Origin of the sequence: Streptomyces sp. NPDC058221, assembly GCF_042882365.1 — a bacterium.
Taxonomy (GTDB): Bacteria; Actinomycetota; Actinomycetes; order Streptomycetales; family Streptomycetaceae; genus Streptomyces.
In genome coordinates this window covers 48,610-62,737 of the sequence record NZ_JBHVWF010000034.1, presented here as the reverse complement: position 1 = coordinate 62,737, position 14,128 = coordinate 48,610, and the positions used below count along the sequence as shown (strand labels likewise).

Sequence of the window (14,128 nt, the reverse complement as noted above, 5' to 3'; positions counted from 1 at the left end):
ACGCAGCACGAGATCCAACGGCCCGGGGCCGCACGGTGAACACACCGCGCGGCCCCGCACCGTTTTCCCCGGACAGTCCGCGCCCGCGGTGGGCCGCCCCGGTCCCGGCCATCGGCCTCAGGGCCGGAACGCCCTGAGCGTGACATCGACGAGGGCGTCGGCGTACTCGGCGGTCAGCGGGCCGGAGCGGTGCAGCCAGCGCTGGAACAGGGGCGCGTAGAGCACCGCCAGGACCAGGTCGAGGTCGGCGTCCGCAGCCAGTTGGCCGGACCGTTGCGCGCTGCGAAGCCGCTCCTTCTTGGCCTCGTCCACGGGTCCGGCCAGCTTCTCGCGGTACAGCGCGGCAAGCTCGGGATCGTTGCTGATCTCGTTGTTGAGCGCGCGGACCGGCCTCTCGAACTCCGGGTCGGCGAACTCGGCGGCCGTCGCCCGCATGACCGCCCGGAGGTCGGCCTCGATGTCGCCGGTGTCCGGCAGCGCCGCCCCCTGCCCCTCGGCGCCCTCGCTGAGCGCCAGAAAGGCATCGAAGATCACCGCCCCCTTGGACGGCCACCAGCGGTAGATCGTCTGCTTGCCGACACCGGCCCGGGCGGCAATGGTCTCGATCGCCACCTTGCCGTATCCGACCTCGGAGACCAGCGCACGGGTCGCCTCGAGGATGGCCTGCCGCGAACGTTCGCTGCGCCGGGAGCGGTCCGGCTTCATGGGCTGGGGCATGGGGGCAAGGTATCACCTCAACGAGACGGACCGGTTCGTGTTGACAAGGCCACGGCACGCCTGCATTCTTGAGCGAGACGAGACGAGACGAACCGTCTCGCTCAAGGGATGGGATTCTATGACGACCGCCAAAGTCTGGTTCATCACCGGCGCTTCGAGGGGCCTGGGCAGAGCGTTCACCGAGGCGGCCCTGGCCGCCGGCGACCGAGTCGTGGCCGCGGCCCGCGACGTCGAGCCGCTCGCGGCCCTGGCCGCCGCGCAGCCGGACGCGCTCGTCCGGCTGCCGCTGGACGTCTCCGACCGCCGGGCCGTGTTCGACGGGGCGGACCGCGCGGCGGCGGCCTTCGGCCGGCTCGACGTCGTGGTCAACAACGCCGGCGGCATGCTCTACGGAATGGTGGAGGAAGCCACGGAGGAACAGATCCGTGGGCATCTGGACGTCAACCTCTTCGGTGCCGTCTGGGTCACCCAGGCCGTCCTGCCCCATCTGCGCGCGCAGGGCTCCGGCCGCATCCTGCAGATCACCTCAATGGGCGCCGGCGGCGGCATGGCGTCGGTGGGTTTCTACGGCGCGGGCAAGGCGGCGCTCAGTTCGGTCAGCGAGGCGCTGGCGATGGAGGTCGAGCCGCTCGGCATCAAGGTCACCGTCGTGGAGATGGGCGGCTACGACACCGGCCTGTTCACCCAGGGCACCACGATGACGGACGCCCTCCCGCACTACGAGCCCCTGCGCGCCGAACTCGCCGAGATGTGGGGCGACGAGAGCGGACCGCCGCCCGCCACGGCTGCCCCCGTCATCATGGAACTGGCCGCGCTGCCGGACCCGCCCCGGCGGCTCGTCGTCGGCGCCCAGTCCTACGACCAGGTCCAGGAAATGAACCGGGCCAGGACTGGGCTCTACGAGGCGTGGGAGGCCCTCAGTCGCAGGGCCCCGGGCTGACATCGGAGCGGTGGTCCCGGTCGCGACGGGGCCCGCACGCGGCGGGACGACAACCCGGTCGCAACGGGACCCGCGCACGGTGGGGTGCCAACCGGCAGAACGCCGCTCGTCACCCCACCGCGTGCGTCCGGGAGTTCAGGCCAGCAGCTCCTCGATGAGGTCTGCGGCCCTCATGGTGCCGCCTTCGGCCCTCACCTCCGCACGCAGCCGCGCCGCACGGCGTGCGACCGCCGGGTCGTCGACGAGCTCGACGAGGGCGGTCCGCAGGGCATCGGCCGTGGCGTCCTCCGTGTCGATACGGCGGGCGACGCCGAGCTCCACGAGCCGGTCGGCGTTCATGAACTGATCGACGCCCTGGGGAACGGCGATCATCGGGACGCCGGCGAAGAGCCCCTCGGAACTGCCGCCCATGCCCGCGTGGGTCACGAAGGCGTCGGCCTGCTCCAGGATCGCCGGCTGGGGCACCCAGGGGTGCACTTCGACGTTGGACGGGATGTCACCGAGCTCGCGCCGGTCGGTGTGCCTGCCGACCTGGAGCACCACGTGCCAGCCGGGCAGGTCGCCGTACGCCGCCAGACACCGGCGGTAGAACTCAAGCCGGTCGGTGTACGCCGAACCCAGCGAGACCAGCAGGACGCGCTCCGCGTCCGCGGGGCGGGTCCAGGTCTGCTCACCGTCGCGCGGGCCGGTGCACGAGCCGACGAACGTCACGGTGTCCGTGTCGACGTCGTCACCGTGCGGCTGCATCGCCCGGGGGATCAGGGCGAGGGTGTTCGAGGGGCGGCTGCAGAAGGCGTCCATGTCGGTGGTGGAGGCACCGCACTCGGCGAGCCACCGGCTGAACCGAGCCCGGTACGCGTCGGCGCCGGGCAGCTTCCAGATCTGCGCCGCCACGTCCTCTCCGTAGCTCTCCCAGCCGACGATGGCCGGGGACAGCTGCATGAGGGGGCGGTTCTGCGATTCGGCCAGCGCACGCGCGGCGTACGCGCCGATGTCGTACAGGTAGAGGTCCGCGGGGTCCTCGTCGTAGAAGGCCCGCAGCTGCGGGAGGGCCTGGACGGCGTCGTCGAAGAAGATGCTCATCGCGGCGATGGGGTCGTCGGGCCAGATGTTGTCGGCCGGCAGTACGGTCCCGCACGGGACCAGCTCGGCCCCGGTGGCCACGATCCGGTCGGCCACGGCCGGGCCGTTGGCGTAGGTCACCCGGTGGCCGCGGGCCACCAGTTCACGGATGACCTCAAGGCTCGGCAGCACGTGGCTGACGGCGGCGACACCGATCATCGCGATGTGCGCACGGGAACGGGACATGGAAGATCACTCATTTCGGCTCTACGGCGGAAGGGAGATGGCAGACCTGCACGTCGGCCAGCCCCGGCGGAGATGCCGGGTCGTGGGCGCGCGCAACGGTCATGCCGGACGCGGGCGGGGCACTGCGCCCCTTCGTTGTCAGCCGTAGATCTGAAAAAGGTGCATGCCGCAGACCCTAAGGGTTGTCCCCGGCGCCCCGCACCCGGATATTCCGCAGTCCGCCGCCGCGCAACGGTGCCACCGGCAGAGGGGCGCGCCCGGCCCGCCCCACCCGCTGAACGAGCCGGCCGCCAAGGAGCCTTCGCCGGTGCCGACCGCGGTGTCTTCGCCGGCCCCGCCCGTCCGGGCACCCAGCGCGTGGGCCGTGCACCGTACGGAGTGGCTCCGCTCCCACCGGGCAGTGAGCCCGGTGGGAGCGGAGCGCCGGGTCAGGGCTGGACCGGCAGGGACCAGCAGTTGGATGTGGCCGGCCGGCCCGAGAGGCGGTCGGTCAGCCAGGAGATCGCGTCGCCCTGGTCGGTGATGAGCGGGGCTATGTGGTTGGTGAGGAGCTTGTCGCCGAGGTTCGGCAGGACGACGGGTTTGTAGCTGACATCGGCGCCCTTGCGGCACCAGTCCACGGCCAGCTGCCGGGCCTGGCCGTGCGGAACGATGTCGTCCTGGACGCCGGTCGCCAGTCGCACCGGCCCGGCGGGCTTGAGGTTTCCGATGCGCTGCTTGTCGAGAGCGGCCTGTGCACGGGGCTCGGCGGCGATGACGTCGCCGATGGACTTGCCGCTGTTGGTCCACTTATTGCTCTTGGCGAAGCCGTAGCCGAGGATCGCGTCGCCCACGCACATGGTCGAGGCGTCCTTCAGCGCGGCCTTGCCGGCGTCGTTGATGTTGGCCTCGACGACGTTGCGGAGGTCGGCGTCCGACTGCGCGAAGCCGTTGATCGACCACGCCAGGGCACCGGCGAGTGCGCTGCCGTCGATGCCCTTCATGACCGCGGTGAGATCGGCGGGCGGCGCACCCGAGTAGGTGCCGGACAGCTCGACGTCGGGTGCGTAGGAGGGCTGGAGCTCGGCGGCCGACGCACTGGCCCCGCCGCCCTGGCTGTATCCGTACAGACCCGTGCGTGACTCGGCAGTGATGGACGCGCCGGGCACCGCGTGCGCGGCCCGGGCGGCGTCCAGCAGGGCGTGCCCCTCGTCGACACGGTTGACATAGGTGTGCAGCCGGTCGGTCGCACCGAGTCCGGCGTAGTCGGTGACGACGACCGCGGTGCCGGCGGAGAGCAGGCGGTAGATGGCCAGCGCCTCGTAACCGACCGACACGGTCTCGCCGTTCAGGGTCAGCGGGTGTTCCAGGGCCAGCGAGGGCGCGCACTGGTCTCCCTGGCCCATGGTGCCCGAGGCCACCGCGACCAGCGGCCTCGCCCCGCCGCCCTTCCAGGCGGCCGACGGCTCGATGTACGCACCGGTCACGGCGACCGGCGCGCCGTTCGAGTCGGTGGACTTGTACATCAGCCGGGTGGCTGTGCCCGGCATGGGGCGGCCGTCAAGTCCGGGGATGCTCAGCCCCAGGGGCAGTGCCTCGTGTCGGACCAGCGCGCCGTTGGCGGCGGGCAGTTCGGCCGGCGGGTTGTAGAAGTCGGGGATCGTGACACCCCGGGACACCACCGGCTCCGTCGTCCCGTCGGCGGCGGTGGCGGGTACGGCGTACGCGACCGCGCAGGCCGTCGTCACGGCGACCGCCCACACGCGTGCGGCGCCGTGATGGTGTCGGCGACCGGGGGAAGTCGCCGGGTACGCGGTACCGAAGGTGGAACGCGAACGGGTGCTCTTGCGGCTCACAGCTCACTCCTCGCTCTGCTCCGAAATGCAGGTGAGCGCAAGCTAGCAGCGGAACTTACCGAAGGTAACCCGTCAGTAAGTTACGCCGTGGTAACTATCTCTTCGACCCAGGCCGGGGGCAGTGCGGGCGACGTCGATCACCGCCCCTCTCCCCCGACGGGCGAACGCGACTTCACCCGACGGCAGTTCATGTCGGGTCATAGGTCTTGCCCCCTCACCCCGGCGAGGGATAGAAAGTGCCACGGTCGATTGAAACGTTTTATTGAGGCCGAGGGGACGCTCCTGTGACACCGTTCAGGCACCGAAGAGGCGGCATGAGGCCGTACGCCGCCCTGCTCTGCACGGTCATGGCGACCGCGCTCGCCGTTCCCGCCACCTCCGCCGCGGCGCCCGTACCGCCACCGGGCCACGGCCACAGCGCTCTCGCCCCCACCCACCTGCGCGCCGACGGGATCGACGGCACCGACAGCCGGTCCACGGGCGTCCTCGTCGGCGAGGCCAGGCCCACACTCTCCTGGACCGTGAACGCCTCGGCGCGCGCCGAGGCGCAGACCGGATACCAGATACGCGTCGAACCCGCCCGGACAGGCACCGCCGGGAAGCCGGCTCCCGGCTGGGACTCGGGCCGGGTGGCCTCGGACAACTCCACCGACGTCGCGTACACGGGACCTCCGCTCGCCGCCGACCACACGTACGCCTGGTCGGTGCGGACCTGGAACAAGCAGGGCGAGGCGTCCCGTTGGTCGGCCGCCTCGTCGTTCGACGTCGGACTGCTCGCACCCTCCGACTGGTCGGCGTGGTGGCTGCAGGTCGACGACGGTGCGCTGGTCCGCCGCGACATCGATGTCAAGAAGCCCGTCGCCCGGGCACGGCTGTACTTCGCCGCCCAGGGAATCGTCGAACCGCACCTCAACGGCAAGCGGGTCGAACCCGCCGAGGTCCTCGACTCGTCCGTCACCGACTACGACACGCGCGTGCTCTACCGCTCCCTCGACGTCACGAAACAGCTGCGCAAGGGCGGCAACGCACTCGCGTTCATGGCGGGCAAGGGGGCGTTCAACGGCCGGCCCTCCTTCCTGGCACAGCTCGAAGTCACCTACACCGACGGCTCCGTGGCATCGTTCGGCACCGACACGTCCTGGAAGTCGGCCGCGGGCCCGGTGACCGGGGACGACTTCTACTACGGCGAGACATACGACGCACGCAAGTCGGTCCCCGGCTGGGACACGGCCGGCTTCGACGACAGCTCGTGGGACGCCGCGCACGCGGTGGCCCCGGTCTCGCACCCGTCGAGCCTGGCACAGGGCAAACCGGTCACCGCACTGGATTCGACGGACAGTTCCGGCTGGTCGCGCGCCGCGCTCACCGACGGCACGAACGGCTCCACCGACTCCTCGCAGGGCTACCACTCAGCGATCGTCCCGGCCTCCGACACCACCAAGTGGGTGCAGACCGATCTCGGCGCCGACCGGCACATAGACCGGATCCGGCTCTTCCCCGCCCGGCCGACGAACGATCCGGCAGGTGATCTGGTGGCCGCCGGATTCCCGGTGCGCTACCGGGTCCAGGTCAGCGACGACCCGGACTTCGCCGACGCCACGACCACCACCGTCGCCGACCGTACCGGCTCCGACCAGGCCGGCCCGGGTACCTCACCCGTGGTGCTGAAGACGGACACCACCGGCAGGTATGTGCGGGTCACCGCCACCAAGCTGGCCTGCAGGGGCGAGAGCTGCACCTTCCGTCTCGCGGAACTCGGCGTCTACGGCGGGAAGCCCGCCACGACGTACGACGCGATATCCCGGCCGGAGGCGGACATGTCACCGCCGGCCCGCGTCGTCAGGACGCTCGCGCCGGTCAAGGAGACCCGTCCCGCACCCGGTCAGCGGGTCCTCGACTTCGGCCAGAACTACACCGGCTGGGTCACGATACGGGCCTCCGCGCCGGCCGGGAGCACCGTGGACATCAAGAAGGGCGAGATCCTCGACGAGAACGGACACGTCTCGACCTCCAACATCAGCTTCTCCGCCGCCGACCCGCCCCGGCAGACGGACCACTACACCTTCAGCGGGACCGGGACCGAGACATACGCCCCGCACTTCTCCTACGCCGGCTTCCGCTACGCCGAGCTGACCGGCCTGCCGGACGACGCCGAGGTCACCGTCACCGCGCAGGCGGTCCACAACGACGTCGCGACGACGGGGCGGTTCAGCACGTCGGACGCGACGCTCAACAAGATCCAGGACGCGGTCACGCAGACCCAGCTCAACAATCTCCAGTCGATGCCGCTGGACTGCCCGACCCGGGAGAAGCACGGCTGGCTGGGCGACGCCGGCGACTCGGATCAGGAGGCGATGAGCAACTTCGACATGCAGTCGTTCTACTCGAAGTGGCTCGGCGACGTCGTCACCAGCCAGAACGCGGACGGCAGTGTCCCGTCCGTGGCGCCGGCCAACGGCGGCCAGAACGACTGGAAGACCGATCCCGCCTGGGGCTCCGCGTATCCGCAGATCGTCTGGGACTCCTACACCCAGTACGGCAGCACCGCGCCGATCACCGCCAACTACACCCAGGTGAAGGCCTGGGTCGACTATCTCGGGACGATCAGCGACGCCGACCACATCATCGTCGACTCCCCCACGTCCTGGGGCGACGACTGGCAGGCCACGGTCAGCACGCCGCACGAATACTTCCAGACCGGGTCCTACTACCTCGACGCCGGGCTGCTCGCCAAGATGGCTGCGGTCGTGGGCAATTCAGCCGACGAGAAGCGCTACAGCGCGCTGGCCGGCCGGATCGCCGAAGGGTTCACCAAGCGCTACTACGACGCGGACACCGGCGTCTACGGCACCGGCACCCAGCTGTCGTACGCGATGCCCCTGGCCCTCGGCCTCGTACCGGCGTCCCGCGAGCAGGCGGCCGTCGGCAAGCTGGTGCAGGACATCAGGGCGCACGACGACCATGTCACCACCGGGTTCGTCGGCACCCAGTACGTGTTCGACGCGCTGGGGAAGTACCACCGCAACGACGTCGCGTTCGCCGTGGCGACGCGCACCGACTACCCGAGCTTCGGCTACATGGTGAACGAGGGGCCGGGCACCATCTGGGAGAAGTGGAACAACTCGTCCGCTCCGGACGGGACGTCGTCGAAGGATCACATCGGGCTCGGCGGCTCCATCGGCCAGTGGTTCTATTCCCAGCTCGCCGGCATCCAGCAGGGCAGCACCGGCTCGGGCTACCGCACCCTGACTCTCGCCCCCGATGTCGTCGGGGACCTGACCTCGGCCTCGGGCCGGCAGCGGACGGTGCGCGGCATGGTGGAGAGCTCCTGGCAGCGCGACGGAAACACCCTCACCTACCACGCCGTGGTGCCGGTCGGCTCGACCGCGACCATCAAGCTGCCGCTGCTCGGCGGCAAGCAGTCGGTGGTGCGCGAGAGCGGCCGGACGGTGTACGCCTCCGGTCACCGCGGGCACACCGGTTCCGGTCTGACGGTCGAGAAGGCCTCCGACGACGCGCTCACCATGACGGCCGGTTCCGGTGACTACACGTTCACCGTGCTCGGCGGCACGACACGCAGCCACGGCAACTGACGGGCCCGGTGCGGTCCGGTTCCGTCGTGCCGGAGGTGGCTCAGGGGGACGCGCGCCGGTCGCACAAGTTCCCTATTCTGGGGGCGAGCTGATCGTCCGTTGCCTCACGCACTCTGGAGTTCACGATGTCCCGACCGGCGAACGACGCCACCGCCCTGCACATCGACACCAGTAAGCCGCATCCCGCGCGGATGTACGACTGGTTCCTCGGCGGCAAGGACAACTACCCCGTCGACGAGGCGATGGGGCGTCAGATGCTGGCGCTCGAGCCCGGTGTCCCGGTGATGGCGAAGGTGAACCGGGCCTTCATGCACCGGGCCACCCGCTGGCTGTCCGGCCAGGGCGTCCGGCAGTTCCTCGACATCGGGACGGGGATACCCACCGAGCCCAACCTCCACCAGGTGGCCCAGCAGACGGTGCCTGCCACCCGCGTCGTCTACTGCGACAACGACCCGATCGTGCTGGCCCACGCCGAGGCCCTGCTGAACGGCAGCCCCCAGGGCGCGATCGACTACGTGCAGGCCGACGCGCGGGACGTCGACGCCATCCTCGAGCAGGCCGGCAAGACCCTCGACTTCAGCCGGCCGGTCGCGCTCTCCATGATCGCCCTGCTGCACTTCGTGAGCGACGAGGACGGCGCCTACGAGCTGGTGAGCAGGCTGACCGACGTACTGGCACCGGGCAGCCACGTGGTGATCTCGCACCTCACCGCCGACTTCCACCCGGAGACCACCCGCAAGGTCGACGACATGTACAAGGCCAACACCCTCACCCTGGCCCCCCGCAACCGCGACCAGGTCGCCGCGTTCTTCGACGGCCTGGAGATCGTCGAACCCGGCATCGTCGCAGCCGAGGCGTGGCACCCGGAACTCGGCGAGCCCGTCCCCGGCCAGGACGACATCGTCAGCGCGGGCTACGTGGCGGTCGCCCGCAAGCCGTAACCCCGCCGTGAACGTGATTCCCGGACACCGATTGTTCACCGCACAACCACTTATGAGAGATTGTCATTCCTCTTGTGAAGACCCCTGAGGCAGTCAGGGACCGACGGTGAGGGATGCGAGTGCCGGCCGCGACCGAGGCGAGCGGGCCCTTCAACATGCCTACACAGAGCGCTTGTTGAGCGAATTCGCGGCCGCGCCGGAGGTCCTTCGGCGGGCGGATCCGGTGATAGCATCCCGGCATCTGTGATCTTGATCCAATAGGTTCAGATGCTGATTTGCGATCGGCGGCCCGTCTCTCCACGCAGCAGCGGCCGGGCCGTGCCCGGCTGCTGCGTCGCGGGTCCTCGCGAGGTGCGTCCGCCGTCCGCATGCCATGCGCCGGGAAAGGTTTCCATGATTCAAGACGCACTTGTGTGGTGCCTGGTTGCGGTGGCGGCGATAGCCGTCGTCGTGGCCGTGGCACTCGCCGCCCGCAACAGAGCCCTCGGGGCGAAGAAGAAGCAGACAGAGGCGGAGCTGAGGCGCCAGCTCCACGCATCCGACAGCCAACTCCATGTTTCAAGAGCCGAGTTGCACCGGTTCATGAGCCAGCAGGACGGCACCCTCCGGGAGGCCAAGGAGGCGGCCGAGGAGAACACCAAGGCAGTCCTCAAGGGTGCTGCCAGCTTCCTGCAGAGCCTCGCGGCGGAGCAGACGACGCTTCTGGACGGTGTGCAGCGCAAGTACGGCGGGCACGCGGTACTCAGCGACCTGCTGGAAGTCAACCACGCAAACGCGCAGATGGCGCGCAAGGCGCAGGGCATCGCGGTCATGTGCGGTGCGCCGCTCGGCCGCCGCAACCGGCCCGCCAGCGTCTACGACGTGGTGCGCAGCGCCCAGGGGCAGATCCGGAACTTCAACCGGGTCGCCATCATGCAGCAGACCGGTCTCGCACTGAAGGCATCCGCGGTCGCCCCCGTGGCCCTCGCCGTGGCCGAGCTGCTCGACAACGCTGCCAGCTTCTCCCAGCAGGACGCGCCGATCGAGGTGACGTTCCAGCGGATCCAGAACAATCTGTGCATCGTCATCGACGACGCCGGCGTCAGCATGAACGACGAGGACCGGCAGCGGGCGACGGAGCTGCTGTCCGGCGATGTCGTCCCGCGGCTGTCGCAGCTCGGCAACCAGCCGAAGTTCGGCTTCCCGGTGATCGGTCTGATCGCACGTCAGTACGGCTTCAAGGTGGATGTCACCGGAGTCTCCCGGTACGGCGGCGTCCGGGCCGTCGTCCTGTTGCCCGAGGAGCTGTGGACCATGGAGGAGACACCCCCGGCCCAGGAGGCCCCCGTCAGCAGCATCCTGCGCAACGAGGGCCGGCCGCAGACCGCTGCGCCCCGCACGACGCACGGTCTGCCCAAGCGCGGGTCGCGGCAGGCACCCATCGCGAGCGTGCCGGACCCCGAGGCCGTCCGGCCGGCACCGCGGGCTCCTGAGGAGCCCGTCCGCTCCTCCGGACGCAGCCTGGGCGCCTTCCAGCGCGGCACGCTCTCGGGCCGCAATCTTGATGCCACGCCGCTCGAAGGGTCCGAAGACACATGAGCGCAGACCTGTCGTGGATGCTCGAGGACATCGTGCACAACGTGCCCCGGGCACGGCACGCCGTCCTGCTGTCCGCGGACGGCCTTCCTCGTGGGGCCACGGAGGGCCTGGCCGAGAAGGAGGTGCGCACCATCTCGGCGGCCATGGCCGGGATGCAGTCGCTCAGCCGGGCCACAGCGCACTTCGCCGGACCCGAGGAGGACCGGCAGTGGAACCAGACGATCATCGAGTTCTCGCACGGGTGGAGCTTTCTGATCGGGGCGGGGCAGGGTGCGTACCTGGCCGCCGCCGCGGCGCCCGACGTCGACATGCAGCAGATCTCCTTCCGCATGCACCGGCTCGTCGCCCGGCTGGGCAACAACCTCACCTCGCCGCCCCGGGTGAACACGGAGGACGACGCGGGCACGCGTCACACCGGCACGCCCCGGCGCGGCGGCAACGGCGAATCCGGTTTCGTGCTCGCCGAGCTGGACCGGGTGATCGCCGATGTGCGGGGCGCCAGGCACGCGGTGCTGCTGGGGGCCGACGGTCTGCCCCGCGGGGCGACCAGCGGGATGAACCGGGACCTGGCGGACACGATCTCCGCCGCCATGACCGGCATTCACGCGTACAGCAGGGTCACCTCTCAGTTCGCGGGCGTCCTGGAGGGCGCCGAGTGGCGGCAGACGGTCATCGAGTTCCAGCACGGCTGGATCTTCCTGATGGCGGCCGGCACCGGGGCCTTCCTGGCCGCCGCCGCCGAGCACGACTGCGACATCGAGGAGTTCACCACGCGCCTGCACGAGGTCGTGCCCAGACTGACCGAGCCGACAGCACGGCGGGAGGGGGCAGGCCATGCCTGACGAGCCCGAGCAGGACCTCGACCTGGAGCTGACGTCCCCGTTAGTCCCGCTCTTCGTGATCACCAACGGACGGGCCCTGCCTCCGGACCACGAGTACGAACACACCACCCTCGTCATGGCGGCACAGGACACATCGGCCGCGGCGCGCACGCTCTCCCCGGAGGCGGGTCAGGTCATGGACCTGGTCACCGACGGCTTCCTGTCCGTGGCCGAGGTGGCCGGCCACACGCACCTTCCCCTGGGCATCGTGCGCATTCTGCTGGCGCAGCTGGAGGAGGACGAGCTCATCCTCGTGAGGAGACCGATACCGCGCGCCGAACGTGTCGACAGAGAACTGGTCAGCGCCGTGCTCGAAGGCCTGAAGAATCGATTCGGAGCGTAACGCGTGCACTTGGATCCAGACGTCTCCAATGCGGTGAAGGTCCTCGTTGTGGGGCACTTCGGGGTCGGGAAGACCACCTGCATCGGCAGTCTCTCCGAGATCGAGCCGCTGCGGACCGAAGAGGAGATCACCGAGGCCAGCGAGGGTTTCGACGATCTGTCGGGCACCCCGCTCAAGACGACCACCACCGTAGCCATGGACTTCGGCCGCCTCACCCTGAGCGACACACTGGTCCTCTATCTCTTCGGGACGCCCGGTCAGGAGCGTTTCAAGGAGATGTGGGAGGAGCTGTCCCGGGGCGCACTGGGGGCGCTGGTCCTCGTCGATCCCGAGCGGCTGCACGAGTCGTTCCCCGTCCTGGACCTGGTCGAGAGCTTCGGCCTGACGTACGCCATCGGCGTCAATCACTTCGAGGGCACCACGGACTATCCGCTCGACGAAGTCCGCGAGGCGCTGAACCTGACGTCCGACACTCCCGTCGTGAAGTGCGACGTACGCGACGAGAACTCCTCGGCCCAGGCGCTCATCACCCTCGTCAAACACCTCATGTCCCTACTCGGCTAGGAGCACCGGAATGCAACAGCCCCTCGACTCCCAGGAGATACCCCCTCCCGGCTGCCCCGCGCACGGGAACGTCCAGCTGTACGGCCCCTCCTTCGGGGCCGACCCCGACGGCCACTACGCGCATCTGCGCTCGGCCGGTCTGAGCGCACCCGTGGACATCGCCCCGGATGTCCAGGTCGAGCTGGTCACCAGCTACGACGCCGCCCTGTACGTCCTGCAGAACCCGGCGTCCTTCGTGCGCGACTCCCGCCGCTGGAACGCGCTGAACGAGGGCCGTGTCCCGGCGGACAGCCCGGCGCTGCCGATGATGAGCTACCGCCCCAACGCGCTGTTCAGTGACGGCGCGGCACACGCCCGGCTGCGCCAGGCGGTCACCGACAGCCTCGCCACGGTCGACGAGCTGCAGCTCGTCCGGCAGACCCAGCAGTCCGCCGACTACCTGATCAGCCGCTTCAGTTCCGAGCCGCGTGGCCAGGCGGAGCTGATGGCCGAGTACGCCCAGCCGCTGCCGCTGCTGGTCTTCAGCGATCTGTTCGGCTGCCCGCCCGAGATCGGTGACCGCGTGATCGCAGGGATCAGCGGCATCTTCGAGGGCACACCCGGCGCCGACGAGGTGCTGGGCGGGGCGCTCGCCGAGCTGATCGCCCTCAAACGACGCCGCCCCGGAGCCGACCTGACGACACGTCTGATGGAGCACTCGGCGCAGCTGACCGACGAGGAGGTGCTGCACCAGCTCGTGACCCTCCTCTCCGGCGGCACCGCGCCGCTGACCGCCACCATCGCGACGAGCAGTGCGCTGTACCTCGGCGAGGAGTGGCAGACCGGGCTTCCGGTCGAGGACGCGGTCGCGCAGACCCTGTGGAACTACGCACCGATCGCCAACTACGCGGCCCACTACCCGACGCACGACGTCGACATGGGCGGCAGGGTGCTCCGGGCCAACGACCCCGTCCTGGTCTCGTTCGCCGCGGCCAACACCGACCCCAAGCTGACCCAGCACCGTCAGCAGCTCAGCGCCAAGGCGCACTTGGCCTTCGGTGCGGGCCCGCACGCGTGCCCCGCCAAGGACCCGGCGTTCATGATCGCGGTCACCGCCGTCGAGACCCTTCTCAACCGGCTGCCCGACATCGAGATGCGCGTCCCGTTCAAGACGCTGGCCTGGGCGCCGACGCCGTGGAGCCGCTCCCTGGTGACCCTCCCGGTGCGCTTCAGCCCGAGGTCGGTGCCGTCGGCCGCCGAGCCCGCGCAGCCGCAGCCGTCCCAGGCGCCCCAGCAGCCGGCTGCCGCCGAGCTGAGGTCCGGAGCACGGGCATCGGGCCCGGCGGGCACCTCCGCATCCCAGCCCAAGGGCGGACTGTTCAGCCGATTCCTGGCATGGACGAGGGGCGAGTGATTTAAGTAACCTCCTGAGTTCCCTGTGTTATTGGA

The 14,128-nt window shown here is 70.0% G+C and carries 11 protein-coding genes; 8 read left to right on the top strand and 3 right to left on the bottom strand.

The window, feature by feature from the left end:
* Positions 1-117 precede the first annotated feature (117 nt).
* Positions 118-717: a TetR/AcrR family transcriptional regulator gene (locus tag ACFVW8_RS14200; RefSeq protein WP_389689585.1), complete on the bottom strand. Its 600-nt coding sequence runs from the start codon at positions 715-717 to the stop codon at positions 118-120.
* Between the two features lie 118 nt (positions 718-835).
* Between ACFVW8_RS14200 and ACFVW8_RS14195 the strand changes: the two genes are divergently transcribed.
* A complete protein-coding gene (locus ACFVW8_RS14195; RefSeq protein ID WP_389689583.1) occupies positions 836-1,657 on the top strand; it encodes an SDR family NAD(P)-dependent oxidoreductase in 822 nt (273 codons plus the stop codon).
* Between the two features lie 135 nt (positions 1,658-1,792).
* On the opposite strand, the gene ACFVW8_RS14190 is transcribed toward ACFVW8_RS14195, so the two are convergent.
* Together ACFVW8_RS14190 and ACFVW8_RS14185 are read right to left on the bottom strand one after the other, a co-directional pair.
* A complete protein-coding gene (locus ACFVW8_RS14190; RefSeq protein WP_389689581.1) occupies positions 1,793-2,965 on the bottom strand; it encodes a macrolide family glycosyltransferase in 1,173 nt (390 codons plus the stop codon).
* Between the two features lie 428 nt (positions 2,966-3,393).
* Positions 3,394-4,800, bottom strand: coding sequence for a lipase family protein (locus tag ACFVW8_RS14185; RefSeq protein WP_389689579.1), 1,407 nt, complete (start codon positions 4,798-4,800; stop codon positions 3,394-3,396).
* A 314-nt stretch (positions 4,801-5,114) separates the two neighbouring features.
* On the opposite strand from ACFVW8_RS14185, the gene ACFVW8_RS14180 reads away from it, so the two are divergent.
* The 7 genes from ACFVW8_RS14180 to ACFVW8_RS14150 all read left to right on the top strand — a co-directional run bounded on the left by ACFVW8_RS14180 (position 5,115) and on the right by ACFVW8_RS14150 (position 14,093).
* Positions 5,115-8,393, top strand: a complete 3,279-nt coding sequence (locus tag ACFVW8_RS14180) for a family 78 glycoside hydrolase catalytic domain (protein WP_389689577.1) — start codon at positions 5,115-5,117, stop codon at positions 8,391-8,393.
* Positions 8,394-8,518: 125 nt separating this feature from the next.
* A complete protein-coding gene (locus ACFVW8_RS14175) occupies positions 8,519-9,334 on the top strand; it encodes an SAM-dependent methyltransferase (protein WP_389689575.1) in 816 nt (271 codons plus the stop codon).
* A 393-nt stretch (positions 9,335-9,727) separates the two neighbouring features.
* Positions 9,728-10,912, top strand: a complete 1,185-nt coding sequence (locus tag ACFVW8_RS14170; protein WP_389689573.1) for an ATP-binding protein — start codon at positions 9,728-9,730, stop codon at positions 10,910-10,912.
* Positions 10,909-11,754, top strand: coding sequence for a roadblock/LC7 domain-containing protein (locus ACFVW8_RS14165; RefSeq protein ID WP_389689571.1), 846 nt, complete (start codon positions 10,909-10,911; stop codon positions 11,752-11,754). The genes ACFVW8_RS14170 and ACFVW8_RS14165 overlap by 4 nt, the downstream gene beginning before the upstream one ends.
* Complete coding sequence (locus ACFVW8_RS14160; protein WP_389689569.1) at positions 11,747-12,136, top strand: DUF742 domain-containing protein; 390 nt, start codon at positions 11,747-11,749, stop codon at positions 12,134-12,136. Before ACFVW8_RS14165 ends, ACFVW8_RS14160 begins: the two co-directional genes overlap by 8 nt.
* Positions 12,137-12,139: 3 nt before the next feature.
* Positions 12,140-12,700, top strand: coding sequence for an ATP/GTP-binding protein (locus tag ACFVW8_RS14155; RefSeq protein ID WP_389689567.1), 561 nt, complete (start codon positions 12,140-12,142; stop codon positions 12,698-12,700).
* Between the two features lie 10 nt (positions 12,701-12,710).
* Entirely contained in the window at positions 12,711-14,093 is a 1,383-nt protein-coding gene (locus ACFVW8_RS14150; RefSeq protein WP_389689565.1) for a cytochrome P450, read from the top strand.
* Positions 14,094-14,128: the final 35 nt, after the last annotated feature.

Excerpts from the sequence above, each read along its gene's own strand:
- ACFVW8_RS14200 (WP_389689585.1), bottom strand. The coding sequence starts at position 717 with ATGCCCCAGCCCATGAAGCCGGACCGCTCCCGGCGCAGCGAACGTTCG.
- ACFVW8_RS14195 (WP_389689583.1), top strand. The coding sequence starts at position 836 with ATGACGACCGCCAAAGTCTGGTTCATCACCGGCGCTTCGAGGGGCCTG.
- ACFVW8_RS14190 (WP_389689581.1), bottom strand. The coding sequence starts at position 2,965 with ATGTCCCGTTCCCGTGCGCACATCGCGATGATCGGTGTCGCCGCCGTC.
- ACFVW8_RS14180 (WP_389689577.1), top strand. The coding sequence starts at position 5,115 with ATGAGGCCGTACGCCGCCCTGCTCTGCACGGTCATGGCGACCGCGCTC.
- ACFVW8_RS14175 (WP_389689575.1), top strand. The coding sequence starts at position 8,519 with ATGTCCCGACCGGCGAACGACGCCACCGCCCTGCACATCGACACCAGT.
- ACFVW8_RS14170 (WP_389689573.1), top strand. The coding sequence starts at position 9,728 with ATGATTCAAGACGCACTTGTGTGGTGCCTGGTTGCGGTGGCGGCGATA.
- ACFVW8_RS14165 (WP_389689571.1), top strand. The coding sequence starts at position 10,909 with ATGAGCGCAGACCTGTCGTGGATGCTCGAGGACATCGTGCACAACGTG.
- ACFVW8_RS14160 (WP_389689569.1), top strand. The coding sequence starts at position 11,747 with ATGCCTGACGAGCCCGAGCAGGACCTCGACCTGGAGCTGACGTCCCCG.
- ACFVW8_RS14150 (WP_389689565.1), top strand. The coding sequence starts at position 12,711 with ATGCAACAGCCCCTCGACTCCCAGGAGATACCCCCTCCCGGCTGCCCC.